Source organism: Nocardioides sp. NPDC004968, from assembly GCF_040608935.1.
Lineage (GTDB): Bacteria > Actinomycetota > Actinomycetes > Propionibacteriales > Nocardioidaceae > Nocardioides.
This window is the reverse complement of sequence record NZ_JBEXJF010000004.1, coordinates 171,937-196,013: the sequence shown is the minus strand read 5'-3', so window position 1 is coordinate 196,013 and position 24,077 is coordinate 171,937. Positions and strand designations below refer to the sequence as shown.

The 24,077-nt window shown below is 69.0% G+C and carries 22 protein-coding genes and 1 tRNA gene; 12 read left to right on the top strand and 11 right to left on the bottom strand.

All coding sequences use genetic code 11. The features are described 5' to 3' along the window. Position 1 precedes the first annotated feature (1 nt). Together ilvA and greA are read left to right on the top strand one after the other, a co-directional pair. Positions 2–1,240 carry a threonine ammonia-lyase gene (ilvA, locus tag ABZU72_RS07715; RefSeq protein WP_355018301.1) on the top strand — a complete coding sequence of 413 codons (1,239 nt, stop codon included), beginning with the start codon at positions 2–4 and terminating at the stop codon, positions 1,238–1,240. A gap of 216 nt (positions 1,241–1,456) precedes the next feature. Beyond that, complete coding sequence (greA, locus tag ABZU72_RS07710; protein ID WP_355018272.1) at positions 1,457–1,966, top strand: transcription elongation factor GreA; 510 nt, start codon at positions 1,457–1,459, stop codon at positions 1,964–1,966. Between the two features lie 82 nt (positions 1,967–2,048). Here the strand turns inward: greA and ABZU72_RS07705 are convergent, their stop codons facing one another. Next, positions 2,049–2,432, bottom strand: coding sequence for a DUF4307 domain-containing protein (locus ABZU72_RS07705; protein ID WP_355018271.1), 384 nt, complete (start codon positions 2,430–2,432; stop codon positions 2,049–2,051). 196 nt (positions 2,433–2,628) lie between these two features. Between ABZU72_RS07705 and mca the strand changes: the two genes are divergently transcribed. Both mca and ABZU72_RS07695 read left to right on the top strand, forming a co-directional pair. After that, positions 2,629–3,615 (top strand): mycothiol conjugate amidase Mca, encoded by a 987-nt coding sequence (gene mca, locus ABZU72_RS07700; protein WP_355018270.1) that lies wholly within the window; start codon positions 2,629–2,631, stop codon positions 3,613–3,615. A 48-nt stretch (positions 3,616–3,663) separates the two neighbouring features. Continuing rightward, entirely contained in the window at positions 3,664–3,924 is a 261-nt protein-coding gene (locus ABZU72_RS07695; protein WP_355018269.1) for a hypothetical protein, read from the top strand. On the opposite strand, the gene ABZU72_RS07690 is transcribed toward ABZU72_RS07695, so the two are convergent. Both ABZU72_RS07690 and ABZU72_RS07685 read right to left on the bottom strand, forming a co-directional pair. After that, on the bottom strand, positions 3,905–4,567 hold the full coding sequence (locus ABZU72_RS07690; RefSeq protein ID WP_355018268.1) for a hypothetical protein: 663 nt from the start codon (positions 4,565–4,567) through the stop codon (positions 3,905–3,907). The genes ABZU72_RS07695 and ABZU72_RS07690 overlap by 20 nt on opposite strands. Further along, a complete protein-coding gene (locus tag ABZU72_RS07685; protein WP_355018267.1) occupies positions 4,567–8,811 on the bottom strand; it encodes a LamG-like jellyroll fold domain-containing protein in 4,245 nt (1,414 codons plus the stop codon). The genes ABZU72_RS07690 and ABZU72_RS07685 overlap by 1 nt, the downstream gene beginning before the upstream one ends. A gap of 204 nt (positions 8,812–9,015) precedes the next feature. Here ABZU72_RS07685 and ABZU72_RS07680 point away from each other — a divergent pair, with 204 nt between their 5' ends. Further along, entirely contained in the window at positions 9,016–9,810 is a 795-nt protein-coding gene (locus tag ABZU72_RS07680; RefSeq protein WP_355018266.1) for a cobalt transporter, read from the top strand. A 15-nt stretch (positions 9,811–9,825) separates the two neighbouring features. Here ABZU72_RS07680 and ABZU72_RS07675 read toward each other — a convergent pair whose 3' ends face one another. Continuing rightward, positions 9,826–10,401 (bottom strand): TerD family protein, encoded by a 576-nt coding sequence (locus tag ABZU72_RS07675; RefSeq protein WP_355018265.1) that lies wholly within the window; start codon positions 10,399–10,401, stop codon positions 9,826–9,828. Positions 10,402–10,443: 42 nt separating this feature from the next. Then, positions 10,444–11,931, bottom strand: coding sequence for a cellulase family glycosylhydrolase (locus ABZU72_RS07670; protein ID WP_355018264.1), 1,488 nt, complete (start codon positions 11,929–11,931; stop codon positions 10,444–10,446). 146 nt (positions 11,932–12,077) lie between these two features. Here ABZU72_RS07670 and ABZU72_RS07665 point away from each other — a divergent pair, with 146 nt between their 5' ends. After that, a complete protein-coding gene (locus ABZU72_RS07665) occupies positions 12,078–14,438 on the top strand; it encodes a phosphoribosyltransferase domain-containing protein (protein WP_355018263.1) in 2,361 nt (786 codons plus the stop codon). 5 nt (positions 14,439–14,443) lie between these two features. Further along, positions 14,444–15,280, top strand: coding sequence for a ribokinase (locus tag ABZU72_RS07660; RefSeq protein ID WP_355018262.1), 837 nt, complete (start codon positions 14,444–14,446; stop codon positions 15,278–15,280). Here ABZU72_RS07660 and ABZU72_RS07655 read toward each other — a convergent pair. From ABZU72_RS07655 to ABZU72_RS07640, 4 genes are all read right to left on the bottom strand, one after another. Further along, entirely contained in the window at positions 15,277–16,170 is an 894-nt protein-coding gene (locus ABZU72_RS07655; protein ID WP_355018261.1) for a bifunctional helix-turn-helix transcriptional regulator/GNAT family N-acetyltransferase, read from the bottom strand. The genes ABZU72_RS07660 and ABZU72_RS07655 overlap by 4 nt on opposite strands. Before the next feature lie 390 nt (positions 16,171–16,560). Next, positions 16,561–16,929 (bottom strand): DUF202 domain-containing protein, encoded by a 369-nt coding sequence (locus tag ABZU72_RS07650; RefSeq protein WP_355018260.1) that lies wholly within the window; start codon positions 16,927–16,929, stop codon positions 16,561–16,563. Continuing rightward, positions 16,923–18,173, bottom strand: a complete 1,251-nt coding sequence (locus ABZU72_RS07645; RefSeq protein WP_355018259.1) for an SLC13 family permease — start codon at positions 18,171–18,173, stop codon at positions 16,923–16,925. Before ABZU72_RS07645 ends, ABZU72_RS07650 begins: the two co-directional genes overlap by 7 nt. 85 nt (positions 18,174–18,258) lie before the next feature. Continuing rightward, positions 18,259–19,467, bottom strand: coding sequence for a CoA transferase (locus ABZU72_RS07640; RefSeq protein WP_355018258.1), 1,209 nt, complete (start codon positions 19,465–19,467; stop codon positions 18,259–18,261). Positions 19,468–19,572: 105 nt separating this feature from the next. Here ABZU72_RS07640 and ABZU72_RS07635 point away from each other — a divergent pair, with 105 nt between their 5' ends. After that, entirely contained in the window at positions 19,573–20,451 is an 879-nt protein-coding gene (locus ABZU72_RS07635; protein ID WP_355018257.1) for a LysR family transcriptional regulator, read from the top strand. 58 nt (positions 20,452–20,509) lie between these two features. Here the strand turns inward: ABZU72_RS07635 and ABZU72_RS07630 are convergent. Both ABZU72_RS07630 and orn read right to left on the bottom strand, forming a co-directional pair. Next, positions 20,510–20,585 (bottom strand) — tRNA-His (locus ABZU72_RS07630). A gap of 48 nt (positions 20,586–20,633) precedes the next feature. Continuing rightward, positions 20,634–21,281: an oligoribonuclease gene (gene orn / locus ABZU72_RS07625; RefSeq protein WP_355018300.1), complete on the bottom strand. Its 648-nt coding sequence runs from the start codon at positions 21,279–21,281 to the stop codon at positions 20,634–20,636. Between the two features lie 125 nt (positions 21,282–21,406). On the opposite strand from orn, the gene ABZU72_RS07620 reads away from it, so the two are divergent. The 4 genes from ABZU72_RS07620 (at position 21,407) to ABZU72_RS07605 (ending at position 24,046) form a co-directional block, all read left to right on the top strand. Beyond that, on the top strand, positions 21,407–22,165 hold the full coding sequence (locus tag ABZU72_RS07620; protein WP_355018256.1) for a thioredoxin domain-containing protein: 759 nt from the start codon (positions 21,407–21,409) through the stop codon (positions 22,163–22,165). Positions 22,166–22,295: 130 nt separating this feature from the next. Beyond that, a complete protein-coding gene (locus tag ABZU72_RS07615) occupies positions 22,296–23,066 on the top strand; it encodes an FkbM family methyltransferase (protein WP_355018255.1) in 771 nt (256 codons plus the stop codon). A 20-nt stretch (positions 23,067–23,086) separates the two neighbouring features. Beyond that, entirely contained in the window at positions 23,087–23,503 is a 417-nt protein-coding gene (locus ABZU72_RS07610) for a limonene-1,2-epoxide hydrolase family protein (protein ID WP_355018254.1), read from the top strand. A 105-nt stretch (positions 23,504–23,608) separates the two neighbouring features. Then, positions 23,609–24,046 carry a hypothetical protein gene (locus ABZU72_RS07605; protein WP_355018253.1) on the top strand — a complete coding sequence of 146 codons (438 nt, stop codon included), beginning with the start codon at positions 23,609–23,611 and terminating at the stop codon, positions 24,044–24,046. Positions 24,047–24,077 lie beyond the last annotated feature (31 nt).

The following is a 24,077-nucleotide window of genomic DNA, read 5'->3' as shown; positions in this document are numbered from 1 at the left end:
GATGCATGGTCAGCCGACGACCGGTCAGCCCACGTATGGCGACATCCTCGAAGCCCGCGAGCTGCTGCGCGACCACATCACCGAGACCCCTGTCCAGGGAGCCCGCTGGCTCACCGACATGATCGGCGACACGGTCATCCTCAAGTGCGAGAACCTGCAGCGTACGGGCTCTTTCAAGGCCCGCGGGGCCTTCGTACGCATCGCCCGGCTGACCGAGGAGCAGCGCAAGTACGGGGTGGTGGCCGCGAGCGCGGGCAACCACGCCCAGGGCGTCGCGCTGGCGGCGACGACCCTCGGCATCCCGTCCACCGTGTTCATGCCCGAGGGCGCGCCGATCCCGAAGGAGAAGGCCACCCGGGCGTACGGCGCTGAGGTGATCTTCGAGGGGCAGTACGTCGACCAGTGCCTCGAGGCCGCGATGGCCTTCGCCGAGCGCACCGGTGCGGTGATGATCCACCCGTTCGACCACCCCGACGTCGTCGCGGGTCAGGGCACGATCGGGCTCGAGATCCTCGAGCAGGCGCCGGACGTGAAGACCGTCGTCATCCCGCTCGGCGGTGGTGGGCTGCTCGCCGGTGCGGCGCTCGCGATCAAGTCGAAGCACCCCGACGTGAAGGTGGTCGGCGTGCAGGCCGAGACCGCCGCCGCCTACCCGGTCTCGCTGCGCGAGGGCCGTCCGATCCGGCTCGACAAGATGCCGACGATGGCCGACGGCATCGCGGTCGGCCTGCCGGGGGAGACCAACTTCCCGATGATCCAGGCCTACGTCGACGAGATCCGTACGGTCTCGGAGGAAGCGATCTCGGGGGCGCTGCTGGCGCTCGCCGAGCGGGCCAAGCTGGTCGTCGAGCCCGCCGGCGCGGTCGGCGTGGCCGCTCTGATGGACGCGCCCGAGGCCTTCGAGGGCCCCGTCGTGGTGGTGCTCTCCGGCGGCAACATCGACCCACTCCTGCTCGGCAAGGTGATCCAGCACGGCATGACGCTGGCCGGGCGCTACCTGCCGGTCGCGGTGACGATCCCCGACCAGCCCGGTGCGTTGGCCACCCTGCTGTCGGTGATCGGCGACACCGGAGCCAACGTCATGGAGGTCGTGCACTCGCGCACCAACCCTGGACTACGACTCGCCGAGGTCGGCGTGCAGCTCCAGCTGGAGACCCGGGGTCAGACCCACGCCGAGCGAGTGCTCGAACAGCTGCGCAGCAAGGGATATCCCGCGACCACGCACCAAGGCCACGCCTGACGTTCCGTGGAACGGTCCCGAGGTCAGATTGCGCAACGTTTCGGTCGCGAACTGTCTTCGGGTGTGGTTGCCTTGTTAAACTGAACCTTCTGACAATCTCCCGTGGAACGTTCGGCTGGGTGAAACCATGCCCGCAAAGCAGGGAGAAAAGGCGCCGGTTGATGGGGGTTGACCGGCGCCCCTTACCTATTCACTACCCATCAGGAGTAACTCGCTATGACTCAGTCGACCGAGACCACGGCTGCCACTATCTGGCTCAGCAAGGGTGCATTCGACAAGCTCACCGCGGAGTTGGAATCCCTGAAGGGCCCCCGACGCCAGGAGATCCTTGCCGAGATCAGCTCCGCCCGCGACGAAGGTGACCTCAAGGAGAATGGCGGCTACCACGCCGCTCGCGAGGAGCAGGGCAAGCTCGAGGGTCAGATCCAGCAGCTCGAGGCACTGCTGCGCAAGGCCGACACCACCGTCCCCGAGGACGACGGTGTCGTCTCGGTCGGCAAGCTGGTCACATTCAAGTTCGAGGGCGATGACGACGACGAGGCCGAGACCCGCCTCATCGCCTCGATCGAGATGAAGGACTACGCGGGCGGCGTCGAGATCTCCTCTGCCGCCTCGCCCATCGGCGCTGCCCTCATCGGTGCCAGCGTCGGTGACACCGTGACCTACGAGGGTCCTCGCGGGCCGCTCAAGGTCGAGATCCTGAAGACTGAGGTTTTCACCGGGTAGGGATACCCGGTTAACCGGGTATCCCTGCACTTCTCTGGCAATGCAACGCCAGAGAAGTGCAGGGATTGCCTGAGAAGTACGGTCACTCGACCGTGCACTCACCCCACTCGACCCGCAGCGCACGGCGCTCGGTCGGGATGGTGATCGTCTGGCGCCCCTCGGTGGCGGTGAACTCGAGGTGGCCGACCTTCTCCTCCTGGTCGTCCTCGGCCTCGACGGAGCAGACCGGCTTGGCGTCCTTGTCGTGGAGGCGTACGACGAAGGTCACCTCGACCTCGTTCTCGCTGACGGCCTCCCACTTCTCCAGCCCTGAGGAGACCTCGGGGTGAAGGGCCAGCCACAGCGCCCAGCCGAACCAGCCGATGATCGCCACCAGGGCGAGGACAAGTCCGATCATGAGTACGCCCGGGCGACGGCTCGGGCCGCGGCCGTAGCGGGCCGCGATGCGGGATTCTTCAGAGTTCATGGCTTCGGGCTCCGCTTCAGCAGGCTCACGGCTTCGGGATCCGCTTTCGGCAGATGACGGCGTGCTCACGGGAAACATGGTCCCACCCCGCCGAAGGAGACCGCACATCCGTCCCCGGACGCCTACCACCAAAGTTGTCCGCGGAGTGGGAGCGGGTAACCGATTGGTGAGACGGAGCGTGGTTAGGATTGAACCCATGCCAGAGCAGCTCCAGCAGGCGTTCCGCCTGATGCACGTGCACGCGCACCCCGACGACGAGTCGAGCAAGGGCGCGGGGATCACCGCGAAGTACGTCGCCGAAGGGGTCGACGTCCATGTCGCGACGTGTACGGGCGGCGAGCGGGGCGACATCCTCAATCCGAAGATGGAGCGCCCCGGGATCCTGGAGAACATCCACGAGATCCGCCGCGAGGAGATGCATCGCGCCCGCGACATCCTCGGCATCAAGCAGGACTGGCTCGGCTTCGTCGACTCCGGTTGGGTCGAGGAGTTCATGCTGGTCAAGGAGATGGGGGCCAAGGACTGGTCGCTGCTCCCCGAGGGCTGCTTCGGCCGGACGCCGCTCGAGGTGAGTACGCGCCGGCTCGTCGAGATCATTCGGTCCTTCCGGCCGCATGTCGTCACGACGTACGACGAGAACGGGGGCTACCCGCACCCGGACCACATCATGTGCCACCGGGTCTCGGTGGAGGCGTTCCGGGCGGCGGGCGACCCTGACCTGTTCCCGGACGCGGGCGAGCCGTGGCAGCCGCTGAAGCTCTACTACAGCCACACCTTCAACTACCCCCGCATGATCGCCCTGCACGAGGCGATCAAGCGTCATGGCCTGGCCTCGCCGTACGAGGAGCGCCTCGAGGACTGGAAGCAGGACCCGGGCTGGGACGAGCGGGTCACCACGAAGGTGGAGTGCGCTGACTTCTTCGGCGTACGGGACCAGGCCCTGCTCGCGCACGCCACCCAGATCGACCCCGACGGTCCCTGGTTCGCGGTGCCCCGGGAGATCGAGAAGGAGGCCTGGCCGACCGAGGACTACGAGCTGGTGACCTCCTACGTGCCGGTGCCCGAGGCGGAGAAGCGCGAGGAGACCGATCTCTTCGCCGGTCTCGACGTCTCCACCGCCGACGACGAGGGCAAGGCCGCGGTCGGCCGCGAGATCAGCTTCGGCAAGGTCGTCACCGCCTGAGGATCTCTCAGGCACAGGTGAGACAATGTCAGTATGTCCGGCCTCCCGATGACGACGCAGACTCTGCACACCTCCCAGCCCGCTCCCGAGCCCACCCCGCCCCAGGACGAGGACGTGGTCGCGGGCTGGACCGCCTTCGGCATCTTCATCGCGCTCTGCGTCGCCGTCGCGGTGATCGCGTGGAGCATGCTGCGTCAGTTCAAGAAGGTCGAGAAGGCCAAGGTCGAGGGTGTCTTCGGCGAGGAGGCCCAGGCCGAGGCGATCGCCCAGCAGGCCGCCAAGGACGAGATCAAGAAGCTGAAGCGCTAGCTTCCGCCCGCCGGCGACGCCGCACGAGCCACCACCCGCCGGCACCGACCAGCGCGATCGCGCCGAGGGTGCCGCCGATCTGGAGCAGTGCGCTGAGCCCGGTTGCCGCGGCCCGGGACTCGTCGAGGGACCAGCCGTGGGAGCGGGTGGTCCCTGCGTACGCCGCCTTCTGACCGTTCGGCCCCGAGGCGAGGGTCTGGTACGCCGGATGCAGGTCGGTCATCATGTCGATTTCGATCTTCGTGGCCGAGGCCGGTGACGGGCAGTCGAAGGTGACCGTGGTGCCATCGGCGATCAGATCCTGGCCGGCCTCGACCGACCCGTCGCAGCCCTCGATCCGGATGTGGTCCAGCACATAGTCGGCGTAGGCCTCCGACCGCGCCAGTGCCTTCTCGTCCCCGGGCTCGTAGAGGACGACGCCGTCGAGCGTCATCCGGTCCGGCGGCAGGGCTCCGACCTGCACAGCGAGGTAGGCGACGTCATCGGTGGCCCCGAACCGCCAGGTCACCTCGGGAGCGCCGGTGGTGCCGGCGATCGTCGCGGTCTGCGGGGCTCCGAACGGATGAGCGTCGGCGGGCAGGCCCGCGGTGGCCGCCAGCAGGATGCCGGCGACCACCGCGAGAACCTTGAGGAGACGAGGCACTAACGCTGCCTGACCGTCAGCGTGAGGTTCGTCGTGGCCGGTGCGTGTGTGTCGTCACCCGGGTAGAAGACCTGCACCTGGTGACGGCCCGGCGGAGGCAGCACGTCGACCTCGCACTCGGCGACCCCGCGTCGCACCCGCGCCTCGCACAGGACGTCCTCACCGATGAGGAACTGCACCGTGCCGGTGGCGCTGCGCGGCGCGACCGACGTACGGAGCACCAGGTCCCGTCCGAAGCGGACCGTGACGTCCTTCGCGGTGAGTCTGACCGGGGTCAGCTCAGGGACGTCTGCCTCCTCCACGACGACCGCGCGCGAGGCGACGGCCTGGTTGCCGTTGGCGTCGGTGACCGTGTAGGTGAGCGGGTAGGCGCCCGGCGTGTTCACATCGACGCTGCCGGAGACCTGGATGCTGCCGGTGAGGTCACCGTCGGTGTTGTCGGTCGCGCTGACCCCGTCCAGCGGGTCGAACTCCGCTCCCACCTCGATCGTCGTCGAGGCCGGGACGGTCAGCACCGGCGGCGTCGCGTCGGTGCCGGCCGCGGTGGCCAGGAAGACGCCGCCGAACTGGTCGACCGAGCCGAGCGTCTGGGCCTCACCGGTGCGGGAGGTCGAGGTCCAGGCGTACACCTCGCCCTCGGTCAGCCCGGCCCACTCCACCGTCGCCGGCCAGCCCGAACGCGCGGTGTCGGTGCCGATCACGGTGTCGGTCGGGGTGACTACCGTCAGCGCGTCGGTCGTGAAGGACGTACGCCTGGTGGAGAGGTCCACGGGCAGCGTGAGGTTGTCCTCGGCGCCGTTGTAGCGGTGCCGGTCGTCGTACTCCGTCGCCCCGAAGTCGTCCAGGTGCGGGGAGTAGGTGTCGATCGACATCTCCGAACGCTCGGTGTCGAACTGCAGCAGGCGCAGGTAGGAGGCGCCGAACTGCAGCAGGTCGGTCGACTTGTGGTCCACCGTCCCGTCACCGTTGAGGTCGATGTTGCCCGAGGCGTCGACGGAGTCGGGGAAGAGCTCACCGGCGGTCACCTTGTAGAACTGGTAGTCGGCCAGCAGCTCGACCACATTGTGCGACACAGTGGCGCCGATGCCGCGCTTGAGGTTCGTGCCGACGCCGTGCTCGTGGCCGGCGAGGACCAGGAACACGTTGGGGTTGGCCTCCACGACCTGGTCGAAGAGCCGGGAGCCGTCGGTGGAGAAGTTGGCCCCACGCCCGTCGGGAGCCGAGGAGGGCGCCAGGTAGGCGTGGGTGCTCAGGATGCCGTTGCGGTCCGGGAAGCGCGCGAAGATCTCGCTCGCCCAGTCCGCCTCCTCCGGAGTGACGCCGTAGGAGAGACCGACGGCGACGAAGTCGAGCCCGCCGGCGGAGAAGAGCACGTAGTTGTTCTGGTTGTCCGTGCCGGGCGTGACCACGTTGCCGGAGGCGTCGGTCTCCTCGTCCCAGGCGTGATAGGAAGCGCCGTCAGGCCACGCCTGCGCCGCGTCGTAGTAGCGCGACGGGCTGAAGTAGCGGCTGAACCTCGACTGCGCTCCGGTCTCGCGGCCACCCTGGTTGTCGTGGTTGCCCGCGACCACCTGGTTGACCACACCCGCCTCGTCGAGGATGCCCTGCGCGTCCGAGGTGAACTCGAACTCGCGGGTGATCTGCTCGTCGAGCCCCGGGTAGAGCAGGTTGCCGTTGGCGTCGGTGGCCAGCGGGTCCTTGGTGTCGTTCTCGGTCACGTCGCCGGTGTGCGAGGTGAACTCGATCTTGCGCTGGTCGGCGTTGTCGCGGATCCACTCGGTCTCAGCGCGGTAGGCGCGCTGCCAGACCGCCTGCTCCTCGACCAGCTGCACGTCCGAGGGCTCCTCGATCCCGTTGAAGTTCTCGTACGTCCCGCCGGCCGCGCCCTCGGCGATGTACTGGGTGTCGGTGAAGTGCGCGAAGGAGAAGTCGTAGTCGTCGGGGTTCTCGAAGTGGTCCTTGTCGTCGGCGGCCGACTCGTCGCGCGGCGAGAGGTCGTCGGCGAACGGGTCGATGCCGGCCACCAGGACGTGCACGACGTCGTTGTCGACGTGGGCGGCCAGCGCCCGGCCCTGCAGCGTGGTGTCGCCGTCGGCGATCCCGCGGGCGGAGGCGAGCTCGTCCCAGCGGCTCTCGACGGTGTTCCACACCCGTAGCGAGACCGAGCGGGCCGGGTCAGTCGTGCCGGTCCAGACCACGTGGCGACGCGAGTCGGAGGCCGGGACGGAGACGTCGTAGCGCTGGAACGGGATCAGCTTGCTCGAGGCGCTGTCGGTGGTCTGCCCGTCCGGCTTCTGGCTCCCGGCGATCGTCTCGGGGGAGGAGTAGTCGAACTCGAGCGCGCTCGGTAGCACCGGCACGACCCCCTGGAAGCCGCCGTCGGCGACCGAGGCGGAGGCCGCCTTGAAGGTGGTGGTCACGTCCGAGCCGTCGGGGCTGTTGGCGATCGCGGAGAGCGTCACCTTCCCCTTGCCCTGACCGGTGTCGGTGCCGCCGCCGGTCGGGATGGCGTCGGAGGTGAAGGTCGAGGTGTGCGCGACCGGCCGCCCGAAGACGTCCTTCGCGGTGATCTCGATCGTGTGCTCACCGCGAGCGAGGCCTGCGCCGATCTCCTGGCCGGGCCGGATCGGGTCGCCGTCGAGCGTGTAGGTCCAGCCGGAGGCGTTGCCCTGGTTGGTGATGTCGACGGCGAACTCGGTCGGCGTGGTGAGGTGCGAACCGGCCGCGGGGGTGGTGCCGTCGACGACGACTCCGGCGTCGCGTACGTCACCGAGCGCGGCCACGTTGAGGGCGTTGGCCTGGTCGGCGGTGAGCACGTCTGTGAAGATCCGCGCGTTGCGTACGGTGACCGGCGACCAGAACTGGTTGACCGAGTCGGCCCCGACGTAGAAGGAGTTGAGGGCGCCGCCGCCCGGGCGGGTCAGCGGGGCGGGAGCGGCGATCGACGCGGCCAGCGCGCCGTCGACGTACAGCCGGGCGGTCGAGCCGTCCCAGGTGCCGACGGCGTGGTACCAGCGGCCGGTCTCGATCGCGACCTGCACGTTGCGGTAGGCACCGCCGGCGTGGACCGCGAAGGTCAGCTTGCCGCTGTAGACGACGATCGAGTAGCCGCCGCCCTCCTTCTCCGAGCAGATCGAGTGCTCGGTCCCGTTGGGGAAGGTGCCGTTGTCCTTGAAGGTGCATTCGATGGAGACCTGCTCGTCGATCTGGTCCCACGCCGCGGAGCCCATCGCATAGGCGTACGCGTCGTTGGAGCCGTCGAAGGAGGCGACCTTGGCGTCCAGCGCGGTGTCGTCGGAGATCACCGGCTCGCCGACCGTGGTCACGACGCGACCGGTGTCGTCGGCCGGGGTGCCGTCGTCGAAGTCGACGTCGAGCACGTCCGCGGCCGGCACCGGGGGAGCGGTGTCGTAGGAGCCGGCCAGCGCCGCGGCCTCGGCGTCGGTCACCGCCCGGGCGAAGAGGGAGGCAGCGGCGAACGAGGCGGGCGGGGCCGGCTGGCCGATCCCGGTGGGAGCCGAGTCGGCGCCGACCACGAAGCGGCGCGAGGTCGCGGCCGGGGCCTGCAGCGCGCCGTTGGCGGCGGTCGAGCCAGCCTTGGTGCCGTTGACGTAGAGGCTCAGCGTCTGGCCGTCCCAGACCGAGAGCACGTGATACCAGCGGTTGGCCGTGATCGGGGTCAGCACCGACTTGTAGCCGCCGCCGATGTGGGCCATCGTGCCCAGGTTGGAGCCGGTCACGTAGACCGAGTAGCCGCCCGCCTCCTTGTTGGAGCAGAGGTCCTTCTCGTTGGTGGTGGGCAGCGTGGTCTCGACCCGGAAGACGCACTCGATGGTGAAGCCCTGCTGCAGGTCGGCCCACGGGTCGTGCTCGACGGAGACCGCGTCGTCGGTGCCGTCGACGGTCATGACATCGGTCGGCATCTCGGCGAGGGTGTCGTCGGTGCCGTACGTCGGCGCACCCCAGGTGCGCGGCTCGAGCGACTGGGCACGCTCGTGCGGGGCGCCGCCCTCGAAGTCGATGTCGAGTACGTCGGGTGTCGGCGCGTCCACGGTCGCCAGCGCGGCGCGCGGCGGACCGGTCAGCGGTGCGCCGACGGCGGTATAGGTCGACGCGCTGGCGGAGGTTACGGCGTCACCGGGCAGGGCGGCGATGACACCACCGGCGAGGGCCAGACCGGCGGCGACGGCGACCAGTCGCCTACGTCCGGGTCTGGCGAGGCTGGCACTCGTTGGTGCGAACACGATGCTCCTTGGGGTCGTGCGGCATGACGTGCGGCATCGCCCGAGGTGCCGAACGGCCGAGGCACACGCCCGGCCATTGGACGAGGATCCTGAGATCCGGTGAACGTGGCCGAGCGGCGTTGTCGACGCCCGTCTGTCCGGTGGGTAAACGCTTGCCGCAGCCGTATCCGGCGACGAAACTCTGTGCCATCGTTTGCGTCTGACATGGACGATTTCTTGACGGGTGACTGGTTCGGCGCGGCGGCTCTGGTCGAGCGCGTGCAGGGCTATCTGGACGAGCCCGGCATCGCCGCGGCCGCCTTCGTGCTCGCCTTCGCCGCCGGCGCTGCGCACGCGATCGCGCCGGGCCACGGCAAGACCCTGGCGGCGGCGTACCTGATCGGCGCGGAGGGCCGGGTGCGCGACGCGGCCTGGCTGGGCGGCTCGGTGGCGGTGATGCACACCTTCTCGGTGCTGGTCATCGCGGTGGCGTGGGCGTTCTTCTCGCTCTCGGATCTCGTACGCCTGGAGAACCTCACCGCCGGGCTGCAGATCGTCGCCGGGGTGCTGATCATCGGCACCGGGCTCTGGCTGCTGCGCCGGCACTGGCGCGCTGCTCGCTCGGGGACCGGGCACGGGCATTCCCACGGGCACTCACACGGCCACTCGGGCGGGCACGGTCACGGCCAGTCAGGCGTACGCCGTCCCGGCATCGTCCTGCTCGGCATCTCCGGCGGCCTGACCCCGTCCCCGGGCGCCTTCCTGGTCCTGGTGACCGGCCTGTTCGCCGGCCGCTCGGCGTTCGCGCTGTTGCTGGTGATCACCTTCGGCCTGGGCATGGCGACGATCCTGTTCGGCGTCGGCCTGCTGGCCCTGGCCGGCAACAACCTCGTGGTCCGCGTCGCCGAGTCGAAGACCTCCCTCCAGGTCGCGGCGAAGGTCACCCCGATCCTGGCCGCGCTCGGCGTCACGGTCCTCGGCGCCGGCCTCACCGTCGTCGGCGTCGGCTCACTCGGCTGACCGCGACCTCACTGCTCAGAGCGTCGGGGCGATGGAGGGCAGCAGGTCCTGGAACGTACGCCCGTTGCCGATCTCGCCGAGCGCGGTCATCGCCCAGCCGCCGTCCTGACGGCTGACCTTGGCCATGATCTCGGCGGTGTGCGGGCCGGTCTGGCTCACGTCGAAGCGGGCGATCTCGGTGTGGGTGTTCTCGTCGACTAGGCGGCAGAAGGCGTTCTGGATCTGGGCGAAGCTCTGTCCGGTGAAGGAGTTGATCGTGAACACGATCTGCGCGACCTCGGCCGGCACACGGTCGAGATGGACGATGATCGACTCGTCATCGCCCTCGCCGGCACCGGTGCGGTTGTCGCCGGTGTGGACGACGGCGCCGTCCCTGGACTTCAGCTGCCGGAACCAGGCCTGGTCGAGGTGGCCGCCGGCCGCGTCGTAGAGGATCGCGGAGGCGTCCATGTCGACGTCGGCGCCACGGAACCCGCCGAAGAGACCCTGTCTGACCGCGTCCCAACCGAGCGCTATCCGTACGTGCGTCATGCTGCTGCCGTCACCTGTGGTGAGCGAGACCGACTGTCCCTTGGCGAGCGAGACGGACAACTGATCCTCCGATGGCTGGACCGACGAGGGGGCATGGCCACCTTAGTCAATCGTGACCGTCACCGGTTCCGTTCCGCTCGCCTTGACCAGGATCCGGTTGTGCTCGGCCTCGCCGACGACCTTGCCGCCCTCGACGGCGATGTCCGGCCCGGAGGGGTAGTGGATCGGGCTGACGAAGATCTCGGTCGGCTCGTCGATCTCCGCGGATGGCTCGTAGGTGTAGCTGAACGCGCCGGTGGCGGGGTCGAAGGAGAGGTCGACGGGGGTGCCGGCCGTGGCCTGCGGGTAGGTGCGGACCAGCGTACGCAGCTTCTCGGACTTCACCGTCGAGAGATCGGCGTCGTCCGCGAACATCCCCTGCGCGCCGTCGGCGGTGGTCGGGTCGTCCCAGTGCTTGTAGGCCCAGTGCATCCAGGAGGTGAAGTGGTCGTCGGCCGAGGCGGTGTCGATGGCCAGCAGCTCGGTGTTGTCGGTCGCGCCGAACTCCGACATCAGGTTGGTCGCGCCCATCGTCTCGGCCTGCTCGAGCGCCTTGAGGTTGTGCGTCTCGTCGTAGTCCTTGCAGCCGCTGACCCCGATCGGGATGCCCTGGGAGTCGAGATAGCCGTAGGGGCAGTAGCTGTGCCAGGAGTAGCCGACCTGGTCGTCGTTGGCCGGCCCGAAGCTCGAGTTGGGGACCTGATTGGCGAGCAGCTGCGACTCGTACCAGACGATCCCGTCGGGGTCGGACCGGCGGATCGCCGCCGTCGCCCTCTCGTACGCCGGCTGGAACTCGTCCCGGTAGGAGCTCGCGCACCCGGTGATCGGGCAGGTCAGCCACTCCCGGCCCGCCCACGGCTCGTTGATGAGGTCGTAGCCCATCGAGTAGGGCTGGTCGCCCCACCGCTGCGCGACCGCGCCCCAGGCCGCGGCCCAGCCGTCCTGCACGCCGTTCCTGTTCGCCCAGAAGTTGTCGTAGACGGTGGCCAGCTCGGGCGTGATGTACGTCGCCGGGAAGGACAGCTTGATCGGCGGGTGCAGGTTGTAGGGCGCCGGCCGTTTCGCTGCCCAGTCGGGCACGCCCTCGCCGCCGTAGGTCTCGTGCCACATGTCCTGGTGGAAGTCGTACTGCATCCAGATGCCCTTGTCGGCGAGCAGGTCGATCACCCGCTGCCAGTCGTCGAGGTAGTCCTCGTCGACCTGCCCGGGGGCGTCCGGGGTCACGCCCGCCCACAGGGTGCCGATCCGGGCGCCGTTGAAGCCGTGCTCCGCCAGCCATTCCGCGTCGGCCGCGGTGAAGCCCTCGGGCGAGTCGGGTGGGACGTACGGATCGTGCTTCCAGACCAGGTTCTGCCCGTGCACCAGCACGACCCGGCCGTGCTGGTCGACCAGCCAGCGCCCCTCGCGGGACAGCCGTTGGGCCCCCTTCGTTGGATCAGCCTCCGCCGGGTCTGCGCCGGCGGGCCCGACCGGGCTCAGCAGCGAGGTCCCGAAGGCGAGCACGGCCGCCGCGGCGGCCACGATTCCGAAGCTTCCCGAGCGACGAGGCATGTCCGGAACCTAATGGTCCCCGCCACCACCGACAAGAACGTGTTCTCATTCTGGACGTATAGCCCGTCAGGACGGGGCCTGCAGTGGACACGGGTGCCCTGCGTGCGGTTGAGTCAGACGAGGAGCATTGGGGGAGAATGTCACCTGTGAGAGACGAAGCGAGCGGCTGGTCAGGCACCTGGGTGGCCGAACGTCTGGGCGTGCGTCTGCGGACGACCGACGCGCCGAGCGGGATGATGCTCACCGATCTGGTCGGTCTGGCGGTGCGACGCAACCCCCGTCGGGCACAGCTCCTGGTCTCCTCCGTCCTCGGCAAGCACGTCCCGACCGACCCGCGTCTGGTGACCGACGCCGGGCTGCGCCTGGGAGCCAAGGCGCGCGCCGCGGCCACCGGTGACGCGGTGGTCCTCGGCTACGCCGAGACCGCGACCGCGCTCGGCCATCTCGTCGCCGACGCCCTCGGGGCGCCCTACCTGCACTCCACCCGCCGGGTCGTCGACGGCATCGAGTCCGTCGCCGACTTCTTCGAGGAGCACTCGCACGCGACCGCCCACCGGCTGCTCCCCGCCGACCCGGCTTTCCTCGCCCGTGCCGAGACCCTGGTGCTGGTCGACGACGAGGTCATCACCGGAAAGACGGTCGTCAACACCATCCGGGCACTGCACAAGAAGTTTCCGCACAAGCACTACGTCGTGGCCGCGCTGGTCGACCTGCGCTCGGAGGCCGACCGTGGCCGGATGGAGCGCTCGATCAAGCGGCTGCGCGCGACGTTGGACGTGGTCTCCCTCGCGAGCGGCGAGATCGAACTGCCCGAGGACCTCGCCGACAACGGCAACCGGCTCATCGACACCGTCGAGAACCTCCGTCAGCTGGCCGGGGTCGAGCCGAGCCGGCGTCCTCGCGGCGAGGTCGTCCAGGTCGTCGCGACCTGGCCACGCGCCGTCCCGGAGGGTGGCCGCCACGGCTTCACGGCCGGCGCCTCCGGCTCCTACGAGTCGGCCGTCACGGTGACCGCCGCGGCCGTCGCCGGCCGCATCCCCGACGGCCCGGTGCACGTCCTCGGCACCGAGGAGCTGATGTACGCACCGCTGCGGATCGCCTCCGCGCTGGCGGACCGGCGCGCGGCCGAGGGCCGCCGCCACGAGATCACCTACTCGACGACCACGCGCTCGCCGGTGCTCGACGTCGACGACCCGGGCTACGCGATCCGCACCGCGATCACCTTTCCGTCCCACGACGACCCGGCCGACGGCGACGGGCCACGCTTCGCCTACAACCTGCATGAGGGTGCGTTCGAGACGATCGTGCTGGTCGTCGACGAGCCGGCCGACACCCCCGCGCTGCACGAAGAGGGCGGCCTGGTCGACCAGCTCGCCCGGATCGCGCCGCGGGTCGTGGTCGTGACCATCCCGGCGTACGCCCCGGAGCCGCGCCACGACCAGCCTGCCCGGCAGCTGCCTGCTCCGCTCCACGGGCCGGCCTTCGGCTCCTACGACCGCGACGACGTCGCCTGGCTGCTCAACGACCTGTCCGCGGACCCGGCGGACGCGCCGGCCGAGGAGCACGCAGAGGCACACCGGGAGCTCTTCGACGAGGCCCTGACCGCATCGGCCCAGCGAGTCGCGTACGCCATCGGCCTGGTCACCGAGCAGGTGCTCGCCAGGCGCGGGCAGGATGCCGTGCTGGTCTCCCTGGTACGTGCCGGCATCCCGATCGGGGTGCTGATGCGGCGCTGGGCGCAGCGCGTGCACGGGCTCGACCTGCCCCACTACGCGATCTCGATGATCCGCGGGCGCGGCATCGACCAGACCGCGCTCGCCTACCTCGCCGCCCACCACGACCCCGCCCAGGTGATGTTCGTGGACGGGTGGACCGGCACGGGCGCGATCGCCCGCGAGTTGGCCGCGTCGGTCGAGAAGGCCAACTCGACGCTCGACGCCCATCTGGCCTCGCCGTTCTCCCCGGAGCTCGCGGTCCTCGCCGACCCGGGCCGGAGCGTGGCGGTCTACGGCACCCGTGAGGACTACCTGATCCCGTCGGCGTCCCTCGGGTCGACCGTCTCGGGCCTCGTCTCGCGCCCCGTCATCGACGACGACCGGGTCGGCCCCAACGACTTCCACGGCGCGGTGTTCCACGCCGACCTGGCTCCGGCCGACGTGTCCAGGAAGTTCATCGACACCGTCGCGGCCCGCTTCCCGATCGTGCGCACCAAGGTGATGCTCGATCTCGATGCCCACCTCGGCGGCGACCACACGCCCACCTGGGTGGGCTGGGACGCGGTCGAGGAGGTCGCGGAGAAGTTCGCGGACGGCGACGTCAGCCTCGTTCAAGCCGGCGTCGACGAGACCCTCCGGCTGCTGCTGCACGGCGAGCCGGCGAAGATCCTGGTGGACCCGGCCCATGACACCGACCTGGGCCCCGTCAAGAAGCTCGCCGAGGCGCGCGACGTGCCGGTGGAGCGCATCTCGGGCCTGCCCTACTCCTGCATCGGTCTCGTACGCCCCTGATGCCGGTGCCCCCTCCACAGGACCTGGTCGTCGTCGGGAGCATCAACGTCGACCTGACGGCGGCCGTCGAGCGGTTGCCCGGCGCCGGAGAGACCGTCGGTGGTGGTCGGCTGCGCCGTGACGTCGGTGGGAAGGGTGCCAATCAGGCGGTCGCGGCGAGCCGGCTGGGGGCCCGCGTGCGGATGGTCGGCGCGGTCGGCTCCGATGCCGACGGTGCTTGGGCGGTCGAGACGATCCGGGCCGCCGGGGTCGACGTCGCAGACATCCGCATCACCGACTCGCCGACCGGCACGGCGCTGATCGCCGTCGACACGGCCGGGGAGAACCAGATCGTGGTGTGCAGCGGCGCCAACGCGTCGGTCGGCGTCGATGGGATCTCGGTCGGGGCGGACGAGGCCGCGCTGATGCAGCTCGAGCTGTCCCTGGAGGTGGTCCGTGCCGTCGCAGCGCGGACGCCGGGGTTCGTCGCGCTCAACGCCGCCCCGGCACAGCCCCTCCCGGCCGACCTCGTCGAGCGGGTGGACCTTTTCATCGTCAACGAGACCGAGTACGCCGCCATGCCCGAGCTGCGTGCGGCCCGCCGGGTCGCGGTGACCTACGGCGCCTCGGGCGCGGCCATGATCACCGAGGGCACCGAGACTGCTCGCGTCCCCGCCGCGCCGGCGCCGGACGTGGTCAACACCGTCGGCGCCGGCGACGCGTTCTCCGCTGCGCTCGCCCTCGCGATCCAGGCCGGCACACCGGACGAGCAGGCGCTGCGTACGGCCTGCGCGGTCGGCGCCGCCGCGGTCGCGCACCCCAGCGCCCAGCCGCCGCTGGAGCGGTTGGAGACGTACGTCTAGACCAGCTGCTTGCGGAAGAAGTGGGTGGCGTGGGGGTTGTCGTTGTAGCGGTCGATGCGCTCGTAGCCGGCCCGCTCGTACATCCCGATCGCCTCGCTGAGGACGTCGCGGGTGTCGAGGCGTACGACCCGGTGGCCCAGCCGCAGCGCCTCGGCCTCCAGGTGGCGCAGCAGGCGTGAGCCGAGGCCCGCGCCGCGCCAGGCGGGGTCGACCCACATGCGCTTGATCTCGCCGGTGCCCTCGAACTCGCGGACCGCACCGGAGGCGACCGGGGCGCCGTCGCTGGCGGCCACGAAGAAGGCGCCGTGGGGCGCGCGCAGGGAGGGGTCGTCGCCGAAGCCCTCGTCGCCGACGGTGAACCCGAAGCGGTCGCCGATCTCGGCGAAGTAGTGGCCCATCGCCTCCTGGGCCATCGGGTCGCGCGGGTCGACCTGCTCGATGGTGATCGCGGCGGCCCGTACCAGCAGGTCGGCCGTCGCCAGCGCCTCGTTGAGGCGGTCGCGCTGCCGCTGGGTCAGCGGATCGAGCAGCAGATGGGCGCGCTCCTCGGAGCGGCGCTCGAGGTCGTCCCACTGCTTGAGGCCGTCCTCGGTGAGCGCCACCAGCCGGCGGCGGCCGTCGGAGGGGTCGCGGTCCATCGCGACGTACCCCTTGCTCTCCAGCGTCCGCAGCATCCGGCTGACGTAGCCGGAGTCGAGGCCACCCAGCCTGGTCCTCAGGTCCTGCACGGTAGTGGCCGAAGCTGAGTCGGAGGCGGCGAGCCCGATCTCGTAGAGAATCCGGGCCGTGCCATAGGGGAGGCCGCTGCCGAGGAAGGAGTCCTCGAGCGCTCCCACCCGCCGGACGTAGCTCATGTTGAACTTGCGCATCACCGAGGTGTCCACTGTCATATAACTGACTTTAGTCAGGTATCTACGGGAATCCAAGGCCGAGTATGGCCTGCGGGGTGGGCTGATGCCGGATCGGTGTGCGCCGCCAGAGCAATCGACAGCATCGCCACAGCGAGTCCGAAGAGGGCAGCCGCGCACGCGAGCGCGAGACAGGACGACCGCCAACCGGCCAGCAGTACTCCTAGCGCAGCCGCGACGACGCAGAGCAGTATGACGAGCGCGATCACAACCGTCGCGGTGCCGAGACTGTCCGACTGACTCTGGGCCGCCCGACACACTATCGTCGCGAGGACGATCGCGGTCAGCGCAGTACGCGTACGCGACATCGCGGTTCGCTCGCGCGCGAGGCTCGGGTCCTGCGGCGCCGGACGATTGTTGACCATGGTTCCCTCACTCCCCGAGAAGCGCGAACAACGCCGGACAGCAGCACGCCATGACCGCCGCGGCGGCGAGCACCACGCTCCGAAGTCCGAGGGGCGGCAACGGCGCGCCGGCGCAGATCGCGCTGGACGACCGGCGCCAGCGAATGGTGGCATCGACGGCGAGAAGGCCCCCAACCGCTCCGAGCGTCGCCGCGCTCCAGCCCGCCGCATACGGCAGGTGTTCGGTCGCGCTGAGAATCACCACACCGGCGCCGGCGGCGGACATGGCCAGGCTCGTGCGGATCCACGCGAGCAGGGTGCGTTCGTTGGCGAGCAGGAACCGGTAGTCAGGCAGATCCTCGCCCGACTCGGACGAGTGCGGGTGCGAGTTCACCACAGGCCGAACAACGCCCACATCGTGACCGGCGCCATCGCGACGGCTCCCAGGCCCCAGGCGAGCATCTGACGGAAGAGCCGCTGCCGACTGTCCGTGGTGGTAGCTCCGAGAACAAGCCCGCCGGTCGCGCCGATCGGGTTCAGGTCGACCAGGACCGCCGAGAGCAGCACGGCCAAGACCGCGCCGAGCGGGTTGACCCCGGCGTCGATCAGTGGCGGTAGAAGCGGCAGGACCGTGACGATCACGGCGATGGAGTTGGCGAGGAAGGAGGTGATCGCGGCGATGTAACACAGTACGAGCAGCCCCAGTACCGCGCTGTCACCGATAGTGAGCAGCTCGCCGAGTCGTTTGAAGGCTCCCAGGTGTTCCATGAGGCCCAGATAGGTCAGGAGCCCGCAGATGAGAACCACGGCACCCCATGGGACGCGGTCGATGATGTCGCGCGACTCCAGCTTGAACGCCATCATCAGGACGAAGGCCAGAAGGAAGCCTACGTAGCCCATGTTGAGATCGAAGCCCACGCCGGCGATGACGAGCAGCGCGAGTGCCACAAGAGCGCCGATCATGGCCGGGCGTCCACCGCGTCGCTGGTCCTGGTCGGCATCCACTCGGACTGAGCTGGTCTGGGCCGCGCACTCGCGTAGCCGGTGGCGATAGACGAACATCAAGATCGCAGTCAGGGCGACGCCGATCGCCAAAGGGATGAGGGTGAGCGCCACGTTGCTGAGGCTCGGCATGTCGATCCCGAGCTTGTCGATCTCCGCGTTGGATGTCAGCCCGAACACGGCGATCGGCGAGAAGAGGCCGCATAGGATGCCGTTCAGCATGGAGGCCGCCATCAGGAACTGCGGCAGGCGGTAGGTCTTGGCCATCCCCATGGTGAGCGGCGCCGCGATTGCGATGGCCGCGACCGGGAGAGTGCCGATGCACGCAAGCAGCGCGCCGACGGCGAAGGCGACGACGGGTAGGAGAACCACCTTTCCCCCGGCCAGGCGCCGAGCCACGGAGAGGATGGCGTCCATCGCGCCAGTCATCTGGATGATCGCGAAGAGCGCCATGACGCCCACGATCAGGGTGAAGAACCCCGACGGGAAGAAGGTGGCGAAGTCGTCGGCGTCGACGCCGGTGATCCCGGCGACGATGAAGGCGGCAGGAAAGGCCGCCAGCCCCAGGTGGGCGCGCGGCACGAGTGAGAGTGTCAACAGGACCGCGAGTCCGATGATGGAGACATCGGCGTTCGTCATCGGTGGCTCCTCGTGGTGGTGTGCATGGCGATGATGGGCATGGGGTCCTCTCCTCGGGCGGTGCGGCGGCAGGGCATGGTCAGCGTCATCGGATGACGCCTCGCGCACGAAGCCCGTGGATGTCGGCGGTTGTCACGCCCTTCAACTGGGCCAGCACCTCGTCGGTGTGCTCGCCCAGTGCTGGCGCAGGGCCGCGCTGGGCGAAGTCGAAACCCGAGTACCGTCCGGCCGGCCCGACGATCATGGCGTCGCTGCCGTCTCGGGCCTGAACACGCAGGATCGACCCGCGAGCCTGGACATGGGGGTCGGCCACGATGTCTTCGGCCGTATTGACCGGCGCGGCCGCGATCCCGGCCTCGTGCAGGACAGCAAGCAGGTCGTCCAACGGATAGCTCGCGGTGAACCGAGCGACAGCGTCGTCGATGAGGTCACGATGATCGACTCTGGCCGCCATCGTGTCGAACGACTCCAGGTCGGGCCGGTCCAGGACACGCAGCAGGCGGCGCCACATGCCGTCGGTGGAGGCGGGCAGTACCACCCAGCGTCGGTCGGCGGTGGGAAAGAGCCCGTTCGGCACTACCGCCGGGTTGCCGTTGCCGATCCGTCCGGCACTCACCCCGGTCGCGCCGTAGGTCCCGATGAAGTCCTCCATCATGCGTAGCATCGGCTCGTACAACCCGAGGTCGACCAGTTGCGCCTCACCGGTGAGGTCGCGCTGTCGCATGGCGGCGAGGATGCTGAACGCACCGTAGATTCCCCCGACGCCGTCGGCGATGGGGTAGCCGGAGAACCGCGGTGGCCCTTCCGCGTCGCCGGTGCGGTGGGTCAGGCCGGCGAATGCCTCGACGACTCGGGCGAAGCCCGGCCGGTCGGCGTAAGGACCGGTACGACCGAAGGCGGTCAGATGGAACATGACGATGCCGGGTCGCAACGCGCTGACTGTTTCGAAGTCCAGGCCGAAACGGTTCGCGGTCGGCGCCCGGAAGTTTGTCACGACGACCTCACACGTACGGATCAGCTCATGAAGCAGCGCGACACCCTCGGGTTCGTGCAGGTCCAGAGCGACGCTCCGCTTGCCGCGACCGAACTGCTCCCAGGCGACGGACACGCCGTCATGTAGGGGCGGATAGCTCCGGGTGGGATCACCGCCGGCCGGGTGCTCGACCTTGACCACGTCCGCGCCGAGCTCTCCGAGCAGGGCGCAGCTGAGCGGCGCCGCGAGCACGGTCGACACGTCGAGGACTCGAACGCCGTTTAGGGGTGCAGAAGACACGTGTTCTCCGTTGATGGTCATGCCAATGTGGACAACCACCACTCTGGGGCGCACTTCGTCGCTGGGGAAGAGGCCCTGTGCGATCATGGGTGTCCGGGAAAACCGCTCACGAAATGGGAGTTTCACGTGCGAGTCGAGCGAGCGATCTACTTCGTTGAAGCGGTCCGTGCCGGGTCGCTGCGCGCCGCCGCCAACCGGCTCCAGGTCACTCAGTCAGTCTTGGGTGAGCAGATCACTGCCCTAGAAGAGGAACTCGATACGCACCTCCTCCGGCGGACCCGTCAGGGCGTCGTGCTCACGTCGGCGGGCGCTGCTCTGTTGCCGCGAGCTGAGGAGCTCATTGCCGCGCAACGTGCGCTGCTCGACGCAGCCTCTACCTACTCCCACCGCCTCGTCGGGAGGGTGCGCGTGGGCGCCAACCCGATCCTGGCGGCGCTCTTGCTCACACCGGTCGTCGCCGAGATCAGGTCCCAGCACATGGGCGTCCGGGTCCAGGTCATTGACGGCCCTTCCGGTGACATCCTCGACCGCGTCACCCGAGGACTCCTCGATCTCGCTGTGTTGAGCTCTCTCGGCGGGACCGTGTCAGGTCAGCTTCGCAGGGAGGCGGTCGCGGTCACTCCCATGGCTATCTATGTCTTGCCAGGGCATGAGTTGTACGACCGAAGTTCGGTGTCGTGGCACGAGATCGCTCCCTGGCCGCTCATTTCGATGCGTCGAGACACCACGTTGGGCGAAGGTCTCGCTGCCGGGCTGCCCACGGCGAATGTGGTCGCAGAGGTGTCCAGCATCTATCACATTGTCACCATGGTTGACGCGGGGATCGGTGTAGGTGTCGGAGTACCCGCGAACCTGCCAGGGGTCGCGACTGCCGGAGCGTGGGTGCCGATCCAGGGGGAGGGCAGGATCGTCTCCGAGATCGTCTACAGGGCCGACTCACCTCTCGACCGACCTGCGCAGTTGGTCCGCGACGCGCTCCGGGAACGTGCGAAGGGGCTTGGCTGACGATGGGTGCGGAGTCTGAAATGGCAAACGGCCCGTCCTCTCGGACGGGCCGTTCTGATGGGGTGAGCGACGGGGCTTGAACCCGCGACCCTCGCGACCACAACGCGATGCTCTACCAGCTGAGCTACGCCCACCATCGGCTCGAACAGCGCATGTCCGAGCCAGCAAGAATCATAGGGGAATCAGACCGGATCTGTGGAATCGGGGGTGGCCGCCGGGTCGCCGAGGCCGGTGATCGAGGCTCCGTGCCGGCCGGCGATCTCCTTCGCCACCTCGGAGTCCGGGCCGGGCATCGGCACGAAGACCGCCTCGCGGTAGTAGCGAAGCTCCTCGATCGACTCCTGGATGTCGGCCAGGGCGCGGTGGTTGCCGCGCTTGGGAGGAGCCGAGAAGTAGGCCCGCGGGAACCAGCGTCGCGACAGCTCCTTGATCGAGGAGACGTCGACGTTGCGGTAGTGGAGGAAACCCTCCAGCTCGGGCATGTCGCGGGCCAGGAAGTTGCGGTCGGTGGCCACCGTGTTGCCGCCCAGCGGCGGCCTGGAGTCCTTGCCGCAGTGCTCCCAGACGTACGCCAGGACCTGCTCCTCCGCCTCCCGCATCGGCACACCGTTCTCGAGCTCGACCAGCAGGCCGGACTTGGTGTGCATGTCTCGTACGAAGTCGTCCATCTGCTCCAGCGCCTCGGCCGGAGGCTTGATGATGATGTCGACCCCGTCGCCGAGCACGTTGAGATCGAAGTCGGTGACGAGGGCTGCCACCTCGATGAGCGCATCGTGCTCGAGGGACAGCCCGGTCATCTCGCAGTCGATCCAGACCAGACGTTCGTTCAGTGAAGCCACCGGAGCACCATAACGCCGCTGGTCAACGGCTTCGCGGAGGGATAGGCGACGATGTGATAACGGTTCCCATGGCGTGGTTTCAGCCTGCGCTCAGGAGACGGACCTATGTTGGCCTCATGAGCACGGATTCAGCCAGCAGCCCCTCGCGCAAGGACAAGCGTGAGGCACGCGCTGCCAAGGCCGCCGCGGAGCTGGAGGCTCTGCGCAAGAAGCAGGCCCGCAAGTCGATCCTCACCGTCGCGGCGGTCGTCGTCGCCATCGCGGTGATCATCGGTGGCCTCGTCTGGTTCAGCGTGAGCCGCTCCGGCGACGACAAGGTCACCGCGGTGGAGGCCGGCAGCAGCGAGCACGGCCTGGTGATCGGACCTGACGACGCGCCGCACAAGGTCGTCATCTACGAGGACTTCCTGTGCCCCTACTGCGCCGAGTTCGAGGCCGCGTCCCGCGATGACCTCGCCGAGCTCGCCGCCGACGGCAAGGTCCAGGTCGACTACCGCCCGTTCGTGCTCCTCGACCAGGTCGGCCCCTACTCCGAGCTCGCCACCTCGGCCTTCGCGGTCGTCCAGGAGGAGGCCGGCGACGACGTCGCCAAGACCTTCCACGACCTGCTCTTCGAGAACCAGCCCAGCGAGTCCGGCCCGTTCCCCGACGCTGCCGATCTCGTCGACCTGGCCGTCGAGGCCGGTGCCGAGGAGTCCGCCGTCAAGGACCGCATCGAGAGCCTCGACGGCAAGGCCTGGGCCGACGCCGCCACCAAGGCCGCCGCCGACGACGGCGTCCAGGGCACTCCGACCGTCCTGCTCGACGGAGAGCAGTTCCAGGACGGCAACACCGTCCAGGAGTACGCGGCGAACCTGGTCGAGAAGATCTCCTGACCCTGCCTCGAGTTGCGCGCGGCCCGATCCGCGTCGCCCAAGGTTCGGCTGGCGTTTCCGTAGGCACTTTAGGGTTCGGCGACAGCCAATGGCGGCTGGGCCGGAAGATCCCTAGGCGAAGGTGCTCGAGATGGCGTACGCGACGACCGATGACGGGCATCGGATCTATGTGAGGCCGACGGATCCGCGGGCTCTGGGCCTGATCGCCAACAAGGGTCGGATCATCCGCGGCTCGCTCGAGCTGTGGCGGTTGGCGCTCGGGCTGCACGAGTGGCAGACCGTGATCGACATCGGTGTGAACTACGGCGAGATGCTCGTCGGGGCGGACATCCCCGAGGGGGTGGAGCTGATCGGGTTCGAGCCGAACACCTCGCTGCACAAGGTCCTTCGCAAGACGCTCGAGACCCGCGGGATCACGATCGACCTGCGCGCGCAGGCGGTCGCCGACAAGCCCGGCGCCGCGCGGTTCGCGGTCGACCGGACCTGGTCGGGGACGTCGTCGCTGTACGACGAGCGCCATGACGGCTCGGCGCGCTGGCAGCTCCGCGACGTCGAGGTCACCACGCTCGACGAGGTGCTCGGTGGGTCGGGGCGCTCGTTCTGCGTGAAGGTGGACGTCGAGGGATTCGAGCGCGAGGTCGTCGACGGCGCGGCGCGGTCGCTGGCCGATACGGCCCACTGGGCGCTGATGCTCGAGATCGAGCACATGGACCGCGGCTACCTCGCCGAGCTGGCCAGGACGCGCGACGTGTTCGTGAAGGAGAAGGACTCAGTCGCGCTGCGACGGGTGCCGGGTGGCCGGGTCGCCGTCGAGGAGCTTCTCGACAACCCGGCGCTGCATCGACAGGACTGTGTCGTTTTGAGCCCAGGATTGTCTGCAGCGCAGCCGTGTGAGCCCTGATCGGCGATAACGTAGGCGGCATGACCGAGATCCAGATCGTCGAGCAGTTCCTGGCCGCGCTCGAGACCGGAGAGGTCGACGCTGCGCTGCTGCTGTGCTCGGACGACGTCACCTACCAGAACGTTCCTCTTCCACCTGCGCGTGGCCTCTCCGAGGTCGGTCGCCAGCTGCGGGTGATGGGGAAGTACACGACCGGCTTCGAGGTCCGGATGATCAACATCGCGGCCAACGGCCCGGTGGTGCTCACCGAGCGCATCGACGTCCTCAGTCGCGGCTCGGTCTCGGCCGAGTTCTGGGTGTGCGGCACCTTCGAGGTGCGCGACGGCAAGATCGTGCTCTGGCGCGACTACTTCGACTGGACGACGTTCATCGCCGCCGGCATCAAGGGCGTCGGCCGGGCAGCGTTCGGCGCGATCCGGAGGGTCACCGGGCGCTGAGGTACGGGAAAGGTACGGGAACGTCCGGAGCCGGCGCGGAGATAGCGTCCGCTCGACCTCCGGCCATCGTTCGGTCGGCTCGTATCTCAACCGAAGGAAAGACCGTTGAACACTGTTGCTCAGCGCACTGCTCGAAAGCTCCTCGCCACCTTGGTGGCCGGACTCGTGATGGGCTCGGCACTCGTGGCGATGAGCACGTCCTCGTCGCAGGCGGCGGGGTGGGGAACCATCTCGGACCGGAGTGTGAACAAGGTGCTCAGCTCGAGGTCGTGGACCACGCTGCGTCCTGCCTTCAGCACCGCGGCGAACGTCAGGTACCGCTACTGCGTGACGCTCAGGGGACGCGGAACCGTGAACCTCCAGCCGCAGGCGTTCAGCACCGAGACCAGCGTGAACAACTCCTCGTACGTCACCAGGTGCACCAAGTCCTACCGCGGCCCCGCCAACCGGTTCACCCCGACGGCCGCGAGGATCGGTGACGGTGCGGTGCGAGTCGGTCGGATCAAGGTTCAGCGCTGGTACGCCGGAAGCGTTCCGGGCTGAACAGCGAGGTCTCTTCCTGTTCCTGTGACGT

Coding starts and splice junctions, on each gene's coding strand:
- ilvA (WP_355018301.1), top strand. CDS start 2: ATGCATGGTCAGCCGACGACCGGTCAGCCCACGTATGGCGACATCCTC.
- greA (WP_355018272.1), top strand. CDS start 1,457: ATGACTCAGTCGACCGAGACCACGGCTGCCACTATCTGGCTCAGCAAG.
- ABZU72_RS07705 (WP_355018271.1), bottom strand. CDS start 2,432: ATGAACTCTGAAGAATCCCGCATCGCGGCCCGCTACGGCCGCGGCCCG.
- mca (WP_355018270.1), top strand. CDS start 2,629: ATGCCAGAGCAGCTCCAGCAGGCGTTCCGCCTGATGCACGTGCACGCG.
- ABZU72_RS07695 (WP_355018269.1), top strand. CDS start 3,664: ATGACGACGCAGACTCTGCACACCTCCCAGCCCGCTCCCGAGCCCACC.
- ABZU72_RS07680 (WP_355018266.1), top strand. CDS start 9,016: ATGGACGATTTCTTGACGGGTGACTGGTTCGGCGCGGCGGCTCTGGTC.
- ABZU72_RS07670 (WP_355018264.1), bottom strand. CDS start 11,931: ATGCCTCGTCGCTCGGGAAGCTTCGGAATCGTGGCCGCCGCGGCGGCC.
- ABZU72_RS07655 (WP_355018261.1), bottom strand. CDS start 16,170: ATGACAGTGGACACCTCGGTGATGCGCAAGTTCAACATGAGCTACGTC.
- ABZU72_RS07645 (WP_355018259.1), bottom strand. CDS start 18,173: ATGACGAACGCCGATGTCTCCATCATCGGACTCGCGGTCCTGTTGACA.
- ABZU72_RS07640 (WP_355018258.1), bottom strand. CDS start 19,467: ATGACCATCAACGGAGAACACGTGTCTTCTGCACCCCTAAACGGCGTT.
- ABZU72_RS07620 (WP_355018256.1), top strand. CDS start 21,407: ATGAGCACGGATTCAGCCAGCAGCCCCTCGCGCAAGGACAAGCGTGAG.
- ABZU72_RS07615 (WP_355018255.1), top strand. CDS start 22,296: ATGGCGTACGCGACGACCGATGACGGGCATCGGATCTATGTGAGGCCG.
- ABZU72_RS07610 (WP_355018254.1), top strand. CDS start 23,087: ATGACCGAGATCCAGATCGTCGAGCAGTTCCTGGCCGCGCTCGAGACC.